Annotated in this window: 14 protein-coding genes and 1 pseudogene; 5 read left to right on the top strand and 10 right to left on the bottom strand. The window is 70.5% G+C overall.

The annotated features are described in order from the left end of the window. Positions 1-8 precede the first annotated feature (8 nt). On the top strand, positions 9-1,607 hold the full coding sequence (locus IPI43_27030; protein ID MBK7777730.1) for a citramalate synthase: 1,599 nt from the start codon (positions 9-11) through the stop codon (positions 1,605-1,607). A 300-nt stretch (positions 1,608-1,907) separates the two neighbouring features. Here IPI43_27030 and IPI43_27025 read toward each other — a convergent pair whose 3' ends face one another. Beyond that, positions 1,908-2,252: a DUF2845 domain-containing protein gene (locus IPI43_27025; GenBank protein MBK7777729.1), complete on the bottom strand. Its 345-nt coding sequence runs from the start codon at positions 2,250-2,252 to the stop codon at positions 1,908-1,910. 91 nt (positions 2,253-2,343) lie between these two features. Between IPI43_27025 and nudC the strand changes: the two are divergent. Continuing rightward, a pseudogene (nudC, locus tag IPI43_27020) lies at positions 2,344-3,147 on the top strand (NAD(+) diphosphatase). Between the two features lie 78 nt (positions 3,148-3,225). Here the strand turns inward: nudC and IPI43_27015 are convergent. Together IPI43_27015 and IPI43_27010 are read right to left on the bottom strand one after the other, a co-directional pair. Continuing rightward, on the bottom strand, positions 3,226-3,870 hold the full coding sequence (locus IPI43_27015; protein MBK7777728.1) for a response regulator transcription factor: 645 nt from the start codon (positions 3,868-3,870) through the stop codon (positions 3,226-3,228). Then, entirely contained in the window at positions 3,867-5,207 is a 1,341-nt protein-coding gene (locus IPI43_27010; protein MBK7777727.1) for an ATP-binding protein, read from the bottom strand. The genes IPI43_27015 and IPI43_27010 overlap by 4 nt, the downstream gene beginning before the upstream one ends. Positions 5,208-5,398: 191 nt before the next feature. On the opposite strand from IPI43_27010, the gene IPI43_27005 reads away from it, so the two are divergent. Then, positions 5,399-5,779 (top strand): CBS domain-containing protein, encoded by a 381-nt coding sequence (locus IPI43_27005; GenBank protein ID MBK7777726.1) that lies wholly within the window; start codon positions 5,399-5,401, stop codon positions 5,777-5,779. Between the two features lie 48 nt (positions 5,780-5,827). Here the strand turns inward: IPI43_27005 and IPI43_27000 are convergent, their stop codons facing one another. The 7 genes from IPI43_27000 to IPI43_26970 all read right to left on the bottom strand — a co-directional run bounded on the left by IPI43_27000 (position 5,828) and on the right by IPI43_26970 (position 15,136). After that, positions 5,828-7,771, bottom strand: a complete 1,944-nt coding sequence (locus IPI43_27000) for a hypothetical protein (GenBank protein MBK7777725.1) — start codon at positions 7,769-7,771, stop codon at positions 5,828-5,830. Between the two features lie 134 nt (positions 7,772-7,905). Continuing rightward, positions 7,906-9,537 carry a DUF2961 domain-containing protein gene (locus tag IPI43_26995; protein ID MBK7777724.1) on the bottom strand — a complete coding sequence of 544 codons (1,632 nt, stop codon included), beginning with the start codon at positions 9,535-9,537 and terminating at the stop codon, positions 7,906-7,908. A 34-nt stretch (positions 9,538-9,571) separates the two neighbouring features. Next, the gene (locus IPI43_26990) at positions 9,572-10,984 is read right to left on the bottom strand and encodes an MFS transporter (protein ID MBK7777723.1); all 1,413 of its coding nucleotides are present in this window, start codon (positions 10,982-10,984) and stop codon (positions 9,572-9,574) included. Between the two features lie 70 nt (positions 10,985-11,054). Then, entirely contained in the window at positions 11,055-12,914 is a 1,860-nt protein-coding gene (locus IPI43_26985) for a SulP family inorganic anion transporter (protein MBK7777722.1), read from the bottom strand. Positions 12,915-13,025: 111 nt separating this feature from the next. Further along, positions 13,026-14,522 carry an AMP-binding protein gene (locus IPI43_26980; protein MBK7777721.1) on the bottom strand — a complete coding sequence of 499 codons (1,497 nt, stop codon included), beginning with the start codon at positions 14,520-14,522 and terminating at the stop codon, positions 13,026-13,028. A gap of 42 nt (positions 14,523-14,564) precedes the next feature. Then, positions 14,565-14,759, bottom strand: coding sequence for a hypothetical protein (locus IPI43_26975; GenBank protein ID MBK7777720.1), 195 nt, complete (start codon positions 14,757-14,759; stop codon positions 14,565-14,567). A 20-nt stretch (positions 14,760-14,779) separates the two neighbouring features. Next, entirely contained in the window at positions 14,780-15,136 is a 357-nt protein-coding gene (locus IPI43_26970; protein ID MBK7777719.1) for a hypothetical protein, read from the bottom strand. Between the two features lie 134 nt (positions 15,137-15,270). On the opposite strand from IPI43_26970, the gene IPI43_26965 reads away from it, so the two are divergent. Next, positions 15,271-17,211, top strand: a complete 1,941-nt coding sequence (locus IPI43_26965) for a hypothetical protein (protein ID MBK7777718.1) — start codon at positions 15,271-15,273, stop codon at positions 17,209-17,211. A gap of 227 nt (positions 17,212-17,438) precedes the next feature. Beyond that, positions 17,439-18,374 (top strand): chorismate-binding protein (locus IPI43_26960; GenBank protein ID MBK7777717.1); only part of this gene is annotated, 936 nt, incomplete at its 3' end.

The raw sequence follows: 18,374 nt of genomic DNA, 5'->3' as shown, positions 1-18,374 counted from the left end.
GCCCACCGATGAGCACCGAGAGCCAGCGCACCCCCGTGGTGCACGTCTACGACACCACCCTGCGTGACGGCACGCAGGGCGAGGGCATGAGCCTGTCGTGCGACGACAAGATCAAGATCGCCGAGCGCCTCGACGCGTTCGGCGTCTCGTTCATCGAGGGCGGCTGGCCCGGGAGCAACCCGAAGGACGTGGAGTTCTTCGAGCGTGCTCGTGAGATGACCTGGACCAACGCGCGCATCACGGCCTTCGGCAGCACGCGCCGGGCCAACGTGGCCGCGGCCGAGGACCCCCAGCTGCAGAAGCTGGTGGAGGCGGGCACCAGCGTGTGCACCATCTTCGGCAAGACCTCGACCATGCACGTGACCGAGATCCTGCGCACGTCCCTGGACATGAACCTCGAGATGATCGAGGACAGCCTGCGCTACCTGGTGGCCTCGAAGCGCACGGCCATCTACGACGCCGAGCACTTCTTCGACGGCTACAAGCTGGACAGCGGCTACGCGCTGGCCACGCTGCGGGCAGCCCAGCGCGGCGGCGCCAGCACGCTGGTGCTGTGCGACACCAACGGCGGCTCCATGCCGTGGGAGGTGGACGAGATCGTCCGTGCCGTGCGCGCAGAGCTGGGCCCCGACATCGAGCTGGGCGCCCACGTTCACGACGACGGTGGCTGCGGCGTGGCCAACACGCTGGCCGCCGTGCGCGCGGGCGTGCGCCACGTGCAGGGCACCATCAACGGTTACGGCGAGCGCTGCGGCAACGCCAACCTGTGCGCCATCATCCCCGACATCGAGCTGAAGCTGGGCTACAGCTGCCTGCCCAAGGGCCGCCTCAGCGAGCTCTACGACCTCTCGCACTTCGTGGCCGAGGTGGCCAACGTGCCGGCCAACGAGCACGCGGCGTTCGTGGGGCGCAGCGCCTTCGCGCACAAGGGCGGCGTGCACGTGGCGGCCATCCGCCGCGACCCCACCAGCTACCAGCACATTGAGCCGGAGCTGGTGGGCAACGAGTGCCGCGTGGTGGTGAGCGAGCTCTCCGGCCGCGCCAACGTGCTGAGCAAGGCCGAAGAGATGGGCGTGAGCGTGTCCTCCGTGGAGGGCGCAGCGGTGCTCGAGCAGATCAAGCGCGCCGAGGCGCAGGGCTTCGCCTACGAGGCCGCCGAGGCCTCCGTAGCCCTCTTGATCGCGCGCAGCGAAGCCAGCTACGAGGCTCCCTTCGAGGTGCTGGAATTCCAGACCGCCGTGGGCCGCCGCCAGGGCACCGAGATGTTCTCCGAGGCCACCGTGAAGCTGCGCGTGCACGGCGACGTGGTGCACACCGCCGGCGAGGGCAACGGCCCCGTGAGCGCGCTGGACCAAGCCATCCGCAAGGCCATCCGCACCACGTATCCCGCCGTGGCCGACGTGCACCTGAGCGACTACAAGGTGCGCATCCTGGACGGCAAGAACGGCACCAGCGCCACCGTGCGCGTGCTCATCGACAGCCGCAGCCACGACGCATCGTGGAGCACCGTGGGCGCGTCCACGAACATCATCGAGGCGTCGCTGCTGGCGCTGGTGGACAGCCTCGAGTACGCGATTCGCCTCGAGACGATGGGCACCCCCCGCTGAAGCGGAGGGCAGCAAACCTGGCCTCGACTCGCTTAAAGTCCCCCGCCTAGCGGCGGCGGACTACATGGCTACCAACAGGGTTTGCCCTACAGAGGGTACTGAGACACTGCATCCAGTCCGCCCCAAGGGCGCACTATTGTGTCCGAGTACCCTTGGTAGTACCGCCTCCAACTTCACAACAACTCAGTCCGACCCGGGGGGCGGACTTTCAGGTCGCCGAGGCCTGGTCTGCTGCCCCCGGCTTCCAGCCGGGGGTGCCCATCGAACCCTGCAGCCAAGCGACATCGCCGTATGCGCCGCTCAGCGGCCACGGTCGAGCTGCTCGATCTCCACGAGCACGCCGTTCTCGAAGATCAACCGGCGCATGAAGCGCTGCGGCCCGAGGTTGTAGACCCACTGCTGGACCTGCACCTCGATGCTGATGGTGTCGGCCACGAGCACGCCCGCCACGCGGTTGTACACCGTGCGCTGCCGCGTCTCGGTGGTGGTGATGACGTCGCTGGGGTCTCCGCAGGTGGCGCGCACCTCGGCCGTGCTGTCCCCCTCCCGCACCAGGCGCGTGCCGCAACGCATGGCCTGCGCCGAGCTCGCGTCCACAAGGAGAACCAGGGCCAGCGCGGCCAGCGTCGAGAACAGAAATCGCATGGGAGCCTCCGCACGGCAGCATACCGGAGGGCCGCTGTGGGTGCCCACTCGGGTATACGCATTGAGCCGGACGGCATGCCATCTTCCGGCGATGTCCGCGATTCCACGCTTCGTGCCCGCGCTCCGGAAGACCGAGTCGGCCGCCGAGTCCGTCTACTTCGTCTTTCACCGCCGCAAGCTCGTGCTCGTCGAAGGCAACGTACCCGGCGAGGATCCGCGCACCCTCGGCTTCGTGATCACGGAGGAACACTACCTCGGCCGCCTCGGTGATCTCGACGTGCACGCCGCCTCGCTCGCGGAAGACGCCGAGCTGCCCGAGGCGTCGAGCAGCCACGAGCTCATCGCGCTCTACGGCACGCTGCCAGAGCCGCTCCACGCGCTCGCGGGCCGCGCCGTGCAGGTCGTCGACTGGGCACGTACGCATCGCTTCTGCGGGGCGTGCGGCACTCCGACCGTTCCTTCCGAGACCGCGCGCTCGCGCGTCTGTCCGTCGTGCAAGCTCGAGGCTTTCCCCAGGCTCTCGCCCGCGATCATCGTCGCCGTCGAGCGCGGCGACGAGATTCTGCTCGCGCGCTCGCCACACTTCCCAGCGGGGATCTACTCGGTGCTCGCAGGCTTCGTGGACCCAGGCGAGAGCGTCGAGGACGCCGTCCGCCGCGAGGTCATGGAAGAGGTCGGCCTCGAGATCGAGAACGTGCGCTACTTCAGCAGCCAACCCTGGCCCTATCCGAACTCGCTGATGCTCGGCTTCCAGGCAGACTACGTGAGCGGCGAGGTCACCCCGCAGCCAGGCGAGATCGAGGACGCCGCGTTCTACCGGTACGACGCGATGCCGCGCACGTTCCCCGGCAGGAGGAGCATCTCGCAGTGGCTGATCGCGGACTTCCTGGCCCGGCACGGAGGCACCGACACCGCACTGGAGGGGCTGACCCACGCGACCGGCAACGTCAGCGCACCGACGCGTCCGCTGCCCTCAGCCCTCGAAGCTGCCCTTGCCCAACAGCCCCGCGCGATGCGCGTAGTCCACCAGCTCGGTCTGACTGGCCACCCCCAGCTTCTGCCGCACGCGCTCCGAGTAGGTGTACACGGTGCTGGGCGACAGCCCGAGATCGAAGGCGATGCTCTTCGGCGAGTTCCCGCGGATCAACCGGTGGAAGATGGCTTGCTCGCGCTCGCTCAGCGCGTCGTGCAGCGCGCCCGGCCCGCCGGCCACCACGCGCTCGTGCACGGCCGAAGGCACCACGCGGCCACCCGCGGCCACGGTGCGAATCGCATCCAGCAGCACCTCCACGCGCTCGCTCTTGCCCACCACGCCGCTGGCGCCGGCGCGCAGCAGCTCCACCACCAGCGGGGTCTCGGGCTCGAGCGTGAACAGCAGCACCGGCGCGTGGCGCTCGCGCAGCGCCGTGATGGTCTCGGCGCCGTGCATGCCGGGCATGCTCACGTCCAGCACCAGCACGTGGATGCTGCCGGGCGCCTGTGCGTCGAGCCCGGCGATGTCGTGCGCGGTGCCCACCACCTGCATGTCGGGCACGGTGGCCAGCACGCGCGCGAGCCCGGCCACCATGACGGGGTGGTCGTCGGCCAGGAAGACGCGGATCACAGCCTCTGCGCTCACGACGCGGCCTCCACGGGAAAACGTGCGGTGACGCGCGCGCCGGGCCGCTTGCTGGCCCCCGGGCGCCCCGGCTGGCTGCGGGTAGCCAAGGTGAGCCGCCCGCCCACGGACTCCACGCGCTCGCGCATGCCCAGCACGCCGAAGCCCGAGGTCTTCGACGGGTCGGCGCCTCCCGCAGCGCCACCGCGCAGGCCCACGCCGTCGTCCTCCACGTCGAGGCGCAGCGCGCCCTGCTCGGCCGCCACGCGCACCTCGATGTGCTGCGCCTGCCCGTGCTTCACCGCGTTGGTCAGCGCCTCGCGCGTGACCGCCACCAGCACGTCGCGCAGCGCGTCGCTCGGCTCCGAGGGCAGCTCGTGGTGCAGCGCGATGTGGACTCCGGGCATGCGGTCGTAGGCCTCCTTCAGGCGGCCGAGCTCGAGCTCCAGGCTCCCGATGGTGCCCGGGTCGCGCAGCTCGCGCACCATCTCGCGCACCTGGCGGTCGAGGCCGTCCACCAAGCCGTAGAGGTAGCCCAGGTTCTCGGTGGACAGCGTCTCGCCCGTGTCGAGCGCACGCTCGATGTGGTGCAGCTCGAGCCGCGTGCCCGCCACCAGCTGGCCCATGCCGTCGTGCAGGTCGCGCGCCAGCTCCGTGCGCGCCTGGTGGCGCGTGGTCTCGAGGCGGTCCAGCAGCGAGCGCACCGACCCCGCCTGATGGCGCACGCGCTCCTCCAGCAGCTGGTTGTCCTCCGCCAGGGCCACGCCGTGCTGCTCGAGCTGCCGCTCCATGCTGAACCGCTCGCGCAGCAGCAGCATGGCGCGGTGCCCGAAGTACACGTCGGCCACGGTGATCACCAGCAGGTACGAGAACGCGATGTGCGACAGCGGATAGGCCAGGTGCTCCGGGTGCGGCAGGAAGAACGCCAGCATGAAGGCGCCCACCATCAGCACCGTGATCAGCACGCGCTCGAGGAAGCGGCAGGGCAGCATCATCACGAACGTGGGCATGACGTAGGCCGAGTAGAAGAACGGCCCCTCGAAGCCGCCCAGGTCTCCCAGCAAGAGGCCGCCGAAGCCCGCCAGCACGGCGTAGGCCACGGCGCCCAGCCAGGTGGGGAAGCGGGCCCCGAAGCGCGTGTACCGCAGCAACACGAAGACCACCGCGCACGTGACGATCTGCGCGGGCAGGCGCTGCAAGATGGTGGCGAACTCGGCGGAGGGGTGCAGGCGCCACGCGTCGAGCGCGAGCGACAAGCTGAGCATCAGCGCGAAGACACCGGCCTGGCGCTCCAGCAGGTGCCGCACCGTCTCACGCTGGTAGGTGGCAAAGTCTCTGGCCGTGGGCGCGAGGTCCATCAGTGACTTCCGGTTAGGCCCTGGGGGTGACGGGGTCAAGCTCGGCGGTGCGTTGCGCCGGAGGGAGGGCGCGCGCAACGGCTGCGCAGCGCGGCGTGGGGCGACGCGAGAAGCGCATGCCGGCAAGCCGGGCACGCTTGTTGCGTAGGGGTCGGCTCATGAGCAAGTCTATCCCTACCGTCCAGAAGTACATGACCACCAGCCCGCACACCGTGGGCTCCGACCAAACCCTAGCGCATGCCCACAAGCTGCTGAAAGAGCTGGAGGTTCGCCACCTGCCCGTGCTGCGCGGCGGTGAGCTGGTGGGCATGATCACCGAGCGCGACCTGGCGCTGGTGGAGACCCTCCGCGACGTGGATCCCAGCGTCATTCTGGTGGAGGACGCCATGAGCCAGGGCGTCTACACCGTGTCCCCCGACGCGCCCATCGACGAGGTGGTCACCGAGATGGCCAGCAAGAAGTACGGGTCCGCGGTGGTGATGCAGAACCACAAGGTGGTGGGCATCTTCACCACGGTGGACGTCTGCACCGCGTTCGCGGCGCTGCTGCACGGGCGTCTGGCCGCCCGCTGAAGCAAAGACACGTCGGCCAGCGGTGTGCTGCTGGCCGACGCCGTCGCGTCAGGGTGCGCTGAACATGCCGAGCGACTGACCCGCGGCCCCGTCGTTGGCGGTGCCAGCCCCGTCGCCCGCCGCGCCGCCCGTGCCACCCGTGGTGGTCAGGTCGCTGCTGGACGCGCTGGTGGAGGAGCCGCCCGCGAGCACAATGCCGATCGAGTCGCCGCCGGCACCGCCGCCGCCGCCGCCTCCGTCGCCGCCCTTGCCGCCGCGACCGCCTTGACCGCCGGAGGTGCCTCCCACGCACCAGCGCTCTGCATTGCCGTTCTCCCATGCGGTCCACGACGGCCACGTGTCGCCGAAGCCGAGGTCGTCATTGAAGGGCCCGCGGCCCGCCACACCGTTGCCCCCGTTGCCGCCCACCTGACCCGCTTGGCCCGCGCCGCCTTGTCCACCCGCGCCCCCCACGGCGGTCACCCGCACGAAGGTGGGCGTGGACTCCCACACGAAGATGGCGATGGACGCACCGCCGCCCGAGCCAGGAGCACCACCGGTGCCGGCGCAGCCGCCCGCGCCTCCGCCGCCTCCCGCGCCGCCTGTCATCACGATCCAGAGCTCGTCGTAGTTGTTGGGCGTGCCGTTGTGGACGCCTTCGTCCGCACACATGAAGGCCGCCCCACCGCCGCCGCCCGCGCCACCCGCGCCGCCCACCCCCGTGCCTCCGGCACCCGCCGCGCTGGGGACGTAGCCGGTGGCGTCGAACGACCCGGCGGCGCCTGCAGCGCCCTGTGGGCCAGCCGCGCCGTCGGCACCCGCAGCGCCGGTCGAACCCTGGATGGGGCCGGTTGGCCGCGGGCCAATGTCGTTGAGCGACAGGTTGGCCACGGCGACACGACCGACGTTCCAATACCCCGCCGCGCCACCCCCGTTTTGCACCTGCGCCGCGCAGGTGGTGCCCGGCACTTCGCCCAATGCGCCCGCGCCGCCTCGACCCGCCTGAAACGACCCGATGATGTCTTGGAACGCGGCGAGGGTGAGTGGGGCGGGGTTCACGAGGCCCGCACCGCCCTCGCCACCGCGGCCACAGCCGCACGTGTTGGCGCCTCCCGGCGAGCGCAGGTGCGGCTGCACGAAGGGAACTTGGCCGCAGCTCGCGAGGCCCGAGCAGTCGAACGCGTTCGGCATGGCGTGGTTCTGCTTGGTGCCGCCGGCGATCTCGGGGTTGCTGAGCACCGAGCCACCGCTGCTGGTCTGCAGCGCCGCCACCCGCTGCGTGGCCGCGAAGTTGTCGCCGAATGAACCCGCGGGCGCGACGGGGAGCGTGGTGGTCACGCCCACGCCGGGCATGCCGGCCCCTGCCGTGAAGGTGGAGTCGCTCACCTCGAGGCCGCTCGAGCGGATGACACGCATGGCGATGGACGAGCCGCCCGGCGTGGTGGCGTCGGGCGCGGTGACCGTGAGCTGCGACAGCAGCGTGCGCGCCTCGATGTCGGTGGCCAGTACGCTACCCGCGATGTGCGTGTCGATGACCGCCGTGCGCGCCCAGTCGGCCGCCACGCTGTAGCCTCCGAACACCCCGACGCCCTCGACCAGGGTGACGGCCCCAGGGTAGTCGCCGGCGGCCACGAGGACCTGCGACTTGCCACGTACCTGCGCGAGCGAGATGCCAAACGCGATGCTGCCTGCGGGCATGGCGCGTGTCCCCACGGTGGAGCTCTCCACCAACGAGCCGGTGGTCGTGACGAAGACCGCATCCTCCGCATCGCCGTCGATGCCGTCGCAGTTGGAGTCCACGTTGTCCTCATCGGGCAGGTCTTCCTGCGCGGCGCAGGCATCGGTGGGCCCGCCGTCCTCCACGACCATGCCCTGATCGGGGGAGACGCCCTCATCGGCCGCCGTGCCCGCGTCGGGGTCGCCGCCGCTGCCTCCGCCGCAGCCCATCACCACCATCGCAAGACCCAAGACCACGCTGAGCGCGTGCGCGCCAGCCTTCCATTCAACCGTCATGTGAATCTCCCCTCGGAGCGTTTGGACGCCCTATCGGCGTGAGGGGAAAGATGCCACAGCGCCCACAACTGGCCACTCGATTATGCCGAGAGCGGACCGAAATCGTATCCGGCCGTACGCACGGTTCATGGCGGCTAGGGCGCGGGCCACACCCCTGGGCGTGTGCCGAGGTCCCCGACTGCGGGCGCCGCCTGGGCCACGCTGCCGTACCAGAAGCCCGTGAAAGCCTGCTCGAGGGGGGCCACCCCGTCGGGTGTTCCGCCCCAGTGCCAGACCTCCATATCGAAGCGCAGCGACTCTTGGAAGTCGATGGGGTCGAGGTGGTGGAAGCGGTAGTTCCACCAGGTGCCGCCCAGGTCTTCCCCACGCCCGCAGACGTCGGTGCCCTGCCCCACGTCGGCCTCGGGCTGCCCGTGGAAGGGCTGGAGGAACACCTCGGACGACGCCCACGCGTAGCCGAAGTAGTCCTCCGTGCCGGTGCCGAACAGGCGCGGAAAGGGCTCGTCGTCCACGTGCACCTTCTCGTCCCCCTCGCCCCACCAGCACTTCGAGTGGTTGGTCGCCGCCATGACCAGGCCCACGAAGAAGCCCTCGCCGCCTTCGATGGTCACGGCGCGCTGGTCGCTTTGGTTCTCCACCACGGCCGGGGTGCGCTGCCACTGCGCGTGGAAGTAGCGTGCGCTGTCGAAGGGCGTGGCGGTCAGCGTGTAGCGCAGCCGCAGCTCGCGCTCGGGCTCGGCGCCGGGGGCGATGACACGCAGCTCCGCGCCCTCACGGAACGGCATGCGGAAGCGCGTGCACCACTCGGCGGTGGACGCGTCGTACGAGGTGTAGAAGGTGGTCTCGGAGGTGCCTCCGGCCAGGCCCGCGAAGAAGTCGCGCAAGGGTGCGCGCACGGTGGTCACGCCGTCGAAGCGGAGCTCCAGCACGGTGCGCGCGCTGTCGATGGCGGCGCTGCTGGCCACACACAGCAGCTCGAGCTCGGCGCCGTCGTCGCCTGCCGCCCACGTGTGCGCGACCTCGGCGCTGTCCCACGCGAGGGTCTCGCTGCTGGCGGGAGCAGGGGCGCTGGGCTCCGTGAGCGCGCTTCCGGTGGCCGTCAGCGTGGAGCTGCTGGCTCCGCCGAGGTCGAAGCTCTCCACGCACACCCCGGGCTCGTAGGCCTTGATGGATGCCTGCCAGAAGAGGTGGTCCGACTGGTCCGCGTCCACCGGCGCTTCGTACGTCACCCGCAGATAGCGCTCGAAGGGGATGGGGACGTACAGGTTGGCGCCGTACTCGCCCGGGGCGCTGACGGTCACGCCATACGCGAACGCGGCCCCGAGCGGGTTCTGCTCGCTGAGGAACTCTTCGAACGGCACCTCGATGGCGGGCTCGCGACCATCGTCGAGGTAGATGCGCAGCGTGCCGTTGGGGTTGGCGCTCCACAGGCGCAGCAGCGCCCCCGGGCCCGTGTGCTCGACCAGGATGCCGTGGCCGAGCGCGTCCAGGCCCAAGTACCGGTTGCGATCGTAGTTGGCGAACCACTCCTCCGACCCGGGCGTCAGCGACGCGCGGTCGTAGCTGGAGGTGGTGAGCAGCGTGGAAGGCAGCTCGGCGCCGCGCGGAGACAGCGGGGCCGCCATGGCCGCGAGCTCTTGCTCGAAGCCCGTGTCGAAGGTCTCGCAGACGGGAGGCGCTGCGTCGGTGGGCCCACAGCCAAAGAGGCCCGCGAGCAAGATCGCGGATGACCACACGTGACCCGAGAGGCGCGCCGTTCCCTGCATGGACCCACCGTTTAGCGGACGCGCCTAGCGATGGCTAGGAAACCGGCGCGCCCACGGGTGGACGCCCACCGAGACGGCTGGCCCCCACCGCCATGGGCACGGCCAGGACCAGCAGCGCCATCCAGCCCCACGTGAGGCCCACGCCCAGGCTGGGCGCCGCGTTGAGCAGCCCGCTGGCCACGCCCGTGCCGAGGGCCGCGCCCACCGAGTCGGAGATGCCCAGCGCGGTGCCGGTGGCCCCCGAGTCGCCCTCCCCCGTGGCCGCCAGCGCCGAGTCCGACGTGGTGTTGTAGACCATGCCCATGCCCGCCGCACCCAGCGCCCAGATGGGCAGGGCCAGGTAGGGCGTGACGCTGGGGTCCACCAGCAGGAGCAACCCTGCCACCGCGAGCGCGGTGCCCAGCACGCCCATGAGCGCGATGCGCGAAGCGCCGAGCCGTGGCAGCAAGCGCGCCTGCAGGAACGCGGCGCTGGACCACGCCATGGCGGCGGCGGTGAGCACCAGGCCGGTGAAGGTGCTGCCGCGCTGGTGGATGTCCGTGAGCGCCAGCGGCAGGTGCGCCTCGGCGCCGAAGAACAGCGCGCAGGCCAGCGTCTTCACGCCCACGGCCGCCGGCAGCACGGCGCGCAGCTGGAACACGCCCGCAGGCCAAAGCGCCACCAGCCCGCCCACCACGGCGACGCCACCCAGCGCCGGCAGCAGCCACCCGGGCACGCCTGCGAACGTGGGCGCGTGCAGACCCAGCGTCGCGCCGGCCACCAGCGTGGTCACCGCCAGCGCGAGCACGCGCTTGCGTGGGCGCGCGGGGGCGTCCGCGGTCACCGCTTCGAGCGACGCGCGCGGCTGGTGCTCGACGCCGCGCAGCGAAGGCAGGATGAGCCCGGCCGCGAGGCCCGCCACCGGCAGCCCCAGCGCGAACACGTAGCGCCAGTGCAGGTGGTCCACGATCATACCCAGCAGCCCGGGCATGGCCACCGCGCTCCCGCCCCACGCCAGCGACAGCAGCGCCAGCACCTGCGCCTGCTCGGCCCGCGGATAGGCTCGGTGCACCGCGGCGTAGAGCACCGTGGTGAGCGCCCCGCCGCCAAAGCCCTGCAAGCAACGACACACCAGCAGCGAGTAGATGTCGGGCGCGAACGTGGCGCCCAGCAGCCCGAGCGCGATGGCGCCCAGGCCCACCCGCAGCGCGCCACGCGGGCCACGCGTGTCGGTGTGCACGCCGGCCCACACCAGGCCCACCAGCGAGCCCAGCAAGTACGTGGTGATCACCGCGCCGTAGAGCGCGCGCGCGTTCAGCTCCAGCGTGAGCGCGGGCAGCGCGGTGTAGATGGAGAAGCCCTCCATGGCGTGCACGCCCACGCCCAGCATCAGGCCCGCCGTCAGCTTGCGCGTGCTGGTGCGGGCACCCGGCGCGTGCGCGTCGGGCGGGGGGAGAGCGTCGACCATGCGGGACTGTCGCACGAGGCCCCGGGAGCGCAACGAAGGCTCATTCGACGGCCCACCACCCCTCGAGGCCTCAGCTGCGCTGGTTCGCCTCCGCAGCCTCCGCCGCAGCCGCCGCCTCCGCCGCCTTGGCCGACAGCTCGTGGGCGAAGGCGATGGCCCGCCGTGTGGACTGCAGCAGGTCGCGCTCGGTCTGGAAGATGGAGTCCTTGCCGATCTTGTCGAGCAGGCCGGCGCGCTCGAACACGCCGTACATGCTCTGGCGCACGCCGCACAGGATCAAGCGGCCGCCGCGCGCCCGCGCCTTCTCGGCCACGCTGGCGATGGCCTCCACCGTGGTGGCGTCCGCGTTGAACGCCTCTTGGACGCGCAGCACCAGGAAGCGCGTGTTGGCGTCCAGCTGGCGCGTGAGCTCGGCCGCCAGCTCCTCGGCCGCCGCGAAGTACAGCTCGCCCTGCAGGTTCAGCACGGTCACGTCCCCGATGTCCGCGGGGTCCACGTCCGGGTCCTCGCGCAGCACACCGTCTTCGCCCTCGAGCAGCACGCGCAGCTTGAAGCCCTCGGCGCGCCGCAGCGCGTAGTAGATGGACGTGCCGATGCCGATGAAGAGCGCGTTCTCGAGGTGCTCGGCGAAGAGCACGGCCAGGAACGTGACCACCAGCACCATGCGGTCGCCGGGCGTGCTGTCGAACACGGCCTTGAGGCGGCCGATGTCCACCAGCTTGAGGCCGATGTGCACCAGCGTGCCGGCCAGCGCCGCGGTGGGGATCTCGTTGGCCTGCGGCGCGAACAGCACCACGATGACCAGCACCAGCGCCCCCGAGAAGATGCACGACATGCGCGTGGTGGCACCCGACTCGAAGTTGACCATGGTGCGGCTGAACGACCCGGACGCCGCGAAGCCGCCCACCATGGCAGCGCCCACGTTGCAGAGCCCCTCGCCCACCAGCTGCCGGCTGGCGTCGAAGCGCTGACCCATGCGCGTGGCGAGCGACTTGCCGATGGCCACCGCCTCCACAGCGCCCATCAGCCCGATGGCGAACGCCGGCTGCGCCAGCGCGCGGAACGACGGGGCGTCGAAGGTGGGCATGCGTGGCCAAGGCAGCGAGCGGGTGAGCGGCTCGATGTCGCGGATGAGCGCCACCCGGTGCGGCGTGCCGTCCTCCGTGAGGCCCAGCAGCCACGCGAGCACGGACACGATGACCACTGCGGCGAAGGGCGCCGGCACGCGCCGCCCGATGCTGGGCTCGAGGCGCTGCAGGACGCGCACGCACACGAACGTGCCTGAAGCCAACGCCAGCGTGGCGAGGTGGATGTGGTGCAGCGAGCTCACCAGCCGCATGAAGTCGAAGAGCGCGCACTTGGTGGGCACCCAGCCCCACAGCGTGGGCACCACGTCGGCGCGCGCCACGCCCAGGAAACCCGGCAGCTGGTTGACCACGATGTAGACGCCGGCGCCCGCCGTGAAGCCCACCAGCACCGACTCGCTGACGAAGCGCGTCATGGTCCCGAGGCGCAGCAGGCCCGCGATGGTCTGCACCACGCCGATGATGAGCGTGAGCAGGATGATGGCCTGGATCGGATCGCCCTGCGTGGCGAAGAGCGCCGCGTTGCCGGCGATCATGACGGCGATGGCGTTGGTGGGCCCGTTGATGAGGTACTCGGAGCTGCCGAACGCGGCCCCCAAGATGGAGGCGGCCACGGCAGTGGCGAGGCCCGCCGACGGTGGGAAACCCGCGATGAGGGCGTAGGCCATGCCCTGTGGGATGGTGAACAGCGCCACCGTGAGGCCCGCGATGAAGTCGCCCCGGAAGTCGCTGCGCTTATACCCACGCAGCGTGGTCAACAATGGGAACAGGCGCTCCGCGCGCGACTGCCCGGCGGTGTCGACGCGCTCTGCATTGAGCGGGGGAGGCAGGATGGAGGGGTTCATGCGTGGAGCCGGAAGCGGCGGCGAATCGGAGCGAGGACGTACCACGGGTGGGCCCGCCGTGAAAGCTCCTGGATTCCCCAGCACAGGGGGGGGAATCCCGTGACAGCGCGGCTAGCCGGGCGCCACCAGCGCCGCGATGTCCTGGGTGCGCACCTTGCCCGAAGGCAGGCGCGGCAGCTGGTCCACGAAGACGTAGCGCTGGGGGTGCTTGAAGCGCGCTAGCTCCGCCTCGCAGAGCGTCCGCAGCTCGGCCTCCAGCGAGGCGCGGACGGCGCCTGCGGTGGGCTCGATGACGGCCACCACACGCTCGCCCCACTCGTCGTCGGGCGTGCCCGTGACCACCAGGTCGGCCACGTGGGCGTGCGCGGCGAGCACCCGCACCACCTCGGCGGGATACACGTTCACCCCTCCGCACAGGATCAGGTCGCTGCGCCGGTCGGACAAGTACACGAACCCCTGCTCGTCCACGTGACCCAGGTCACCCACGGTGAAGACGCCCTCCGCCACGTAGGCCGCGCGCGTCTTCTCCGGGGCCAGGTGGTACACGAACGGCGTGCTCAGCTGACGGTGACGGCACACCAGGGTGCCGCGCTCGTTCGCCGCCAAGCGCGTGCCGGCGTCATCCACGGCGTACACCTCGAAGCTGGGCAGGGCGCGCCCCACGCTGCCCGGGTGGGCGAGCCAGTCGGCCGTGTCCAGTAGGGTGTAGACGCCGCCCTCGGTGGCGCCCCAGTACTCGGTCAGCACGGGCCCGAAGCGCCGGATGGCCTGGTGCTTGACGGCCGGCGCGATGGGCGCGGCGCCGTGCAAGAGCACGCGCAGCCCCGTGGGGGTGGGCTCGTTGCGCGCATCCAGCACGCGCAGCAGCCGCACGATCATGGTGGGCACCAGGTGCACGTGCGTGACCCCGCGCTCGCGCAGCAGGGCGAGGCAGTGCTCGGTGTCCCAGCGGTCCATGACCACCACCGAGGAGCCGGAGAGCGCATCGTAGAGCGCGAACAGCAGCGGGGCCGCGTGATAGAGCGGGCCGGGCACCAAGTGCACGCCGGGAGCCGTGAAGCCCACCAGGCGTGCGGTGGCGCGGTAGGTCTCGAGCGCTGCCTGGAGCGTGCTCGGGCGCTGCCGCTGCACGCCCTTGGGCTGCCCGCTGGTGCCGCTGGTGTACATCATGGTGCCCCCCGGCGGAGCAGTGAGGTCGAGCGGGAGCGCTTGGGCATTGGCGAGCGCTCGCTCGTACTCGGGCCCGAGGAGCAACGTGGCCACGCCCTCCGGCACCAGCGCGCGGTGCGCCTCGTCCACCACCACCAGCTTCGCGCCCGAGTCGCGCAGCACGAAGCGGATCTCGGCGGCGGCCAGGTGCCAGTTCACGGGGGTGAGCCACACGCCCGCCAGCAGCGACCCGAGCACCACCTCCAGCACCTCCGCGCGGTTGCGACACAGCAAGGCCACGTGGTCGTCGGCTTGGATGTCCGCGTCGCGCAGGAGGGTCGCGAAGGACAGCGACCGCTGCGTCAGCTGCGCCCGCGTGAAGTGGACGGGGCCGCACTCGACGGCGAGGCCCTCGGGGTCTACGGCAACGAACAGCAACTGGCAGGCGGAGACGGACATCGCGCGCAGTCTACTTCGCGCCGGGCGATGCGCCGCGCCGGGTCACTGCCAGAACCGCAGCATATTGCCGTTCACCCGGATGACCCGCAGCGTTCCCTCCATGCGGGGCGCGTGCTCCACGCTGAACTCGCGGTCCGCCGACCCGAGTACAAACACCTGGAACCGGAGCCCCGTGGGATCCACCCGGATGATCTCGCCCGAGATGTGGGTGCTCTGGCCCTTCCGCGAGTAGCTCATGCGACCGTCCGCCTCGATGTTCAGGCGATAGTTGTTGTCCGACCAGTAGCCGATGAGCCCCGACGCCGCGAGCGCGGGACGGGCGCGCGAGCGAAGGTCGTCGAGGATGCGCCCTGGTAGGTCGAGCGCGTCTCCATGGCCTCCGTGTAGATGTCCCCAATGGCGGCCGACCGCGCCGCAGGGTCCGTGGGCAGCGCGGTCATGCGACGATCGAACTCGGCCCGATGCGCGGCCAGCTCGCTGCGCAAGGGCTCATCGGCTCGGGCGATCCACTCGTCCAGGCTCTCCGTGGCCATGGCGTAGGTTCCCTCGGTGTAGGTGGGCGTCCCACAGGCGACCAAGAACGCGGCGATGATGGTTGGGAGACAGCGAGGCATGGTCTCGAATTGGTACCACGAGCGACGCGGCAAACTCCCCGCTCCCTCGGCGCCGAAGGTGGGGCGAACAGGAAGGATGCCTGTAACTTTTCAAAACAAGTGGAACCGGGCGTTCCGTGGTACCTGTGGCCGCGATGAAACCGACCGTCCGAGAACGCCTCCGTTATGCCTTCGACAACTCCATGGCCAAGGGCACGCGTGCCCTGATCGCCTGGCTCGCGGTGGTCACGTTCCTGATGATGGTGGTGTACGCCATCGTGGTCATCGCCTTCGGCATCATGCCCGAGGAGGTCGCGGACAAGAGCTTCGTGGAGACGCTGTGGTACGCGCTCATGCGCGCCATGGACGCAGGCGCCCTGGGGGGTGACGCGGGCAGCTGGCCCTTCCTGCTCACCAACTTCGCCATCACCTTGGGTGGCATCTTCGTGGTGTCCGCGCTGATCGGCGTGCTCAACGCGGGTCTCGAGGCGCGCATCGACGAGATGCGCAAGGGGCGCTCGAAGGTCATCGAGTCGGACCACGTGCTCATCCTGGGCTTCACGTCCGCCATCGACACCGTGCTCTCAGAGCTGACCATCGCCAACGAGAACGCGCGCGACGCGTGCGTGGTCATCCTGTCCGAGCGCGACAAGGTGGAGATGGAGGACGAGCTGCGCGCCCGCGTGCCCGACACGGGGCGCGTGCGCGTGGTGTGCCGCTCCGGAAATCCGGCCGACCCGATCGACCTCGACATGGTGAACGTGCAGGGCACCAAGTCCATCATCGTGCTGTCGCCCGAGGACGAGGATCCGGACATCACGGTCATCAAGGCCATCTTGGCCATCACCAACGCCCCCAACCGGCGCGCCGAGCCGTATCACATCGTGGCCGCCGTGAAGGACGAGAAGAACGTCGCGGTCGCCAAGATGGTGGGCAAGGCCGAGGTCTCGGTGGTGCTCATCGGCGACCTCATCTCGCGCATCACCGTGCAGACGTGCCGACAGTCGGGTCTCTCGGTGGTGCACACGGAGCTGCTCGACTTCGACGGCGACGAAATCTACATCGCGGAGGCGCCCGAGCTGGTGGGCAAGACGCTCGGCGAGGCGCTCTTCCTGTACCCCGAGTCGGCCGTCATCGGCATCCGCACGAGCGAAGGGCCGCGCGTGCTGCCGCCGCTCGACACCCGCATCCAGAAGGGCGACCGCATCATCGCCATCTCGCGCGACGACGACACGCTGGTGGCGAGCACCGACGCTCCGAAGATTCGACGCGGCGCTGATCGTGGAGGCGCCGCCGAAGACGGTGGAGACCGAGCGCACCCTCGTGCTGGGCTTCAGCGACGGTGTGCCCGCCATCGTACGTGGCCTCGACGCCTACGTGGCGCCCGGCTCGTACGTGCGCATCGTCGCCGACACCGCCGAAGTCAGCCACGTGGAGGAGGCCATCGGACCGCTCGTGTCCCAGCGGCTCGAGGTGCGCACGGGCGATACCACGGACCGCAGCGTGCTCGAGTCCACCAAGCCCGAGACCTTCGACCACATCCTGGTGATGTGCAGCGACGACCTCCCGGCGCAGCGGGCCGACGCGCGCGTGCTGGTCACGCTGCTGCACCTGCGCGAGATGGGCGAGCGGCTGAACCTCGACTTCTCCATCGTGAGCGAGATGCGCGACGTGCGGAACCGGCAGCTGGCCGAGATCACGCAAGCCGACGACTTCATCGTGAGCGAGAAGCTGGTGAGCTTGATGATGTGCCAGACCGCCGAGAACGCGGACCTGTACCCCGTGCTCATGGACCTCTTCGATCCGGACGGCGCGGAGATCTACCTGAAGCCCATGGACCACTACGTGCAGACCGGGCAGGCCATGACGTTCCACACGGTGGTGGAGGCCGCGCGGCGTCGCGGCGAGATCGCGATCGGCTACCGCATCGCGGCCAAGTCGTTCGACGCGTCGCAGGCCTATGGCGTGGTGGTGAACCCGAAGAAGGCGGACGCCATCACGTTCACGACGGCGGACAAGGTCATCGTGGTGTCGGAGAGCTAACGCCCAGTGGGCGCACGCGGTCGAGACCGGACTACTTGACGCTCCCAGGGTAGTGCGCCACCTTGTGGCCATGCTTCGCAGCATCAACTCGTATCCGCGCTGGTGGTTTACCTCCTAGGAGGCGCCGCGCGATATTCGTTGCTCAGTCATCGTTCGCGGCCGCCTCCCTCTGGCGGCCGTTCTGTTTTCGGCCCCAGAAGAGGCGACCCCGGTCGCCTCCCGGCGGCCGAGCGAAGCGAGAGGACTTCAGCGGGCGCGAGGGAGGCAAGGAGTCTCGACCATGCAGCCCCTGTCCGTCATCCCTGCTTCATCGCCCGCGCTCGAAGCGCACGCCACCACGCACTACATCACCGGTGGCGGTGTCCACGTCGAGCGTCACACGCTGCCGCTCACGCTCACCGAGGCGCGGGCGGCCCTCTCGTCCATGGCGCGCGCGCTCGACACGCAGCCCGGCGTGCTGCTCGGGTCCAGCTTCGAGTTCCCGGGGCGCTACAGCCGCTACGACATCGGCTTGGTGAACCCGCCGCTGCGCATCACGTGCAGCAGCGAGCGCGTGGAGCTCGCGGCCCTGAACATGCGGGGGGCTGCCCTGCTGCGCATGCTGCTGCCCGTGGTGAGCGAGACCAGCGCGCTCATGGACGTGCAGATAGCGGACGACGTCATCCGCGCGCGCGTGCGCCCCGCGGTGGCCCCGGAGTCGGAAGAGGAGCGCAGCCGGTCGGCGTCGGTGTTCGACCTGCTGCGCGCCCTGGTGGCACACCTGGGCCACGCGGGCGACGGGCTGCTGGGGCTGTACGGCGCGTTCGGCTACGGCCTCGGGTTCCGCTTCGAGCCCGTACGCTCACAGCTGCCGCTGCCGCTCGGGGCGCGCGATCTGGTGCTGTACCTCCCGGACGAGCTGGTGTTCGTGGACTCCCAAGAGGGGCGCGCCGAGCGCGTGACCTACGAACTGGCCACGGGCACGGCGACCACACGCGGGCTCGCGAGACCTGTCGCGGGAGCGGCGGACGACCTGCCGCGCGGCGGCCACCTGGGCCCCGTCGAGAGCGACCACACCGAAGCCGAGTTCGAGGCTGGGGTGCGGAGCGCGCTCGACGCTTTCGCGCGCGGTGACCTGTTCGAGGTGGTGTTGAGCCAGACCTTCCGGGCCACCACGGACGTGCGGCCCAGCGACTTGTACGCGTCGCTGCGCACGCTGAACCCCGCGCCCTACGGG

It is taken from the genome of Sandaracinaceae bacterium (assembly GCA_016706685.1).
Taxonomy (GTDB): domain Bacteria; phylum Myxococcota_A; class Polyangia; order Polyangiales; family Houyiibacteriaceae; genus JADJJE01.
The sequence above is the reverse complement of the archived record's forward strand: the minus strand, read 5'-3'. Positions and strand labels throughout refer to the sequence as shown.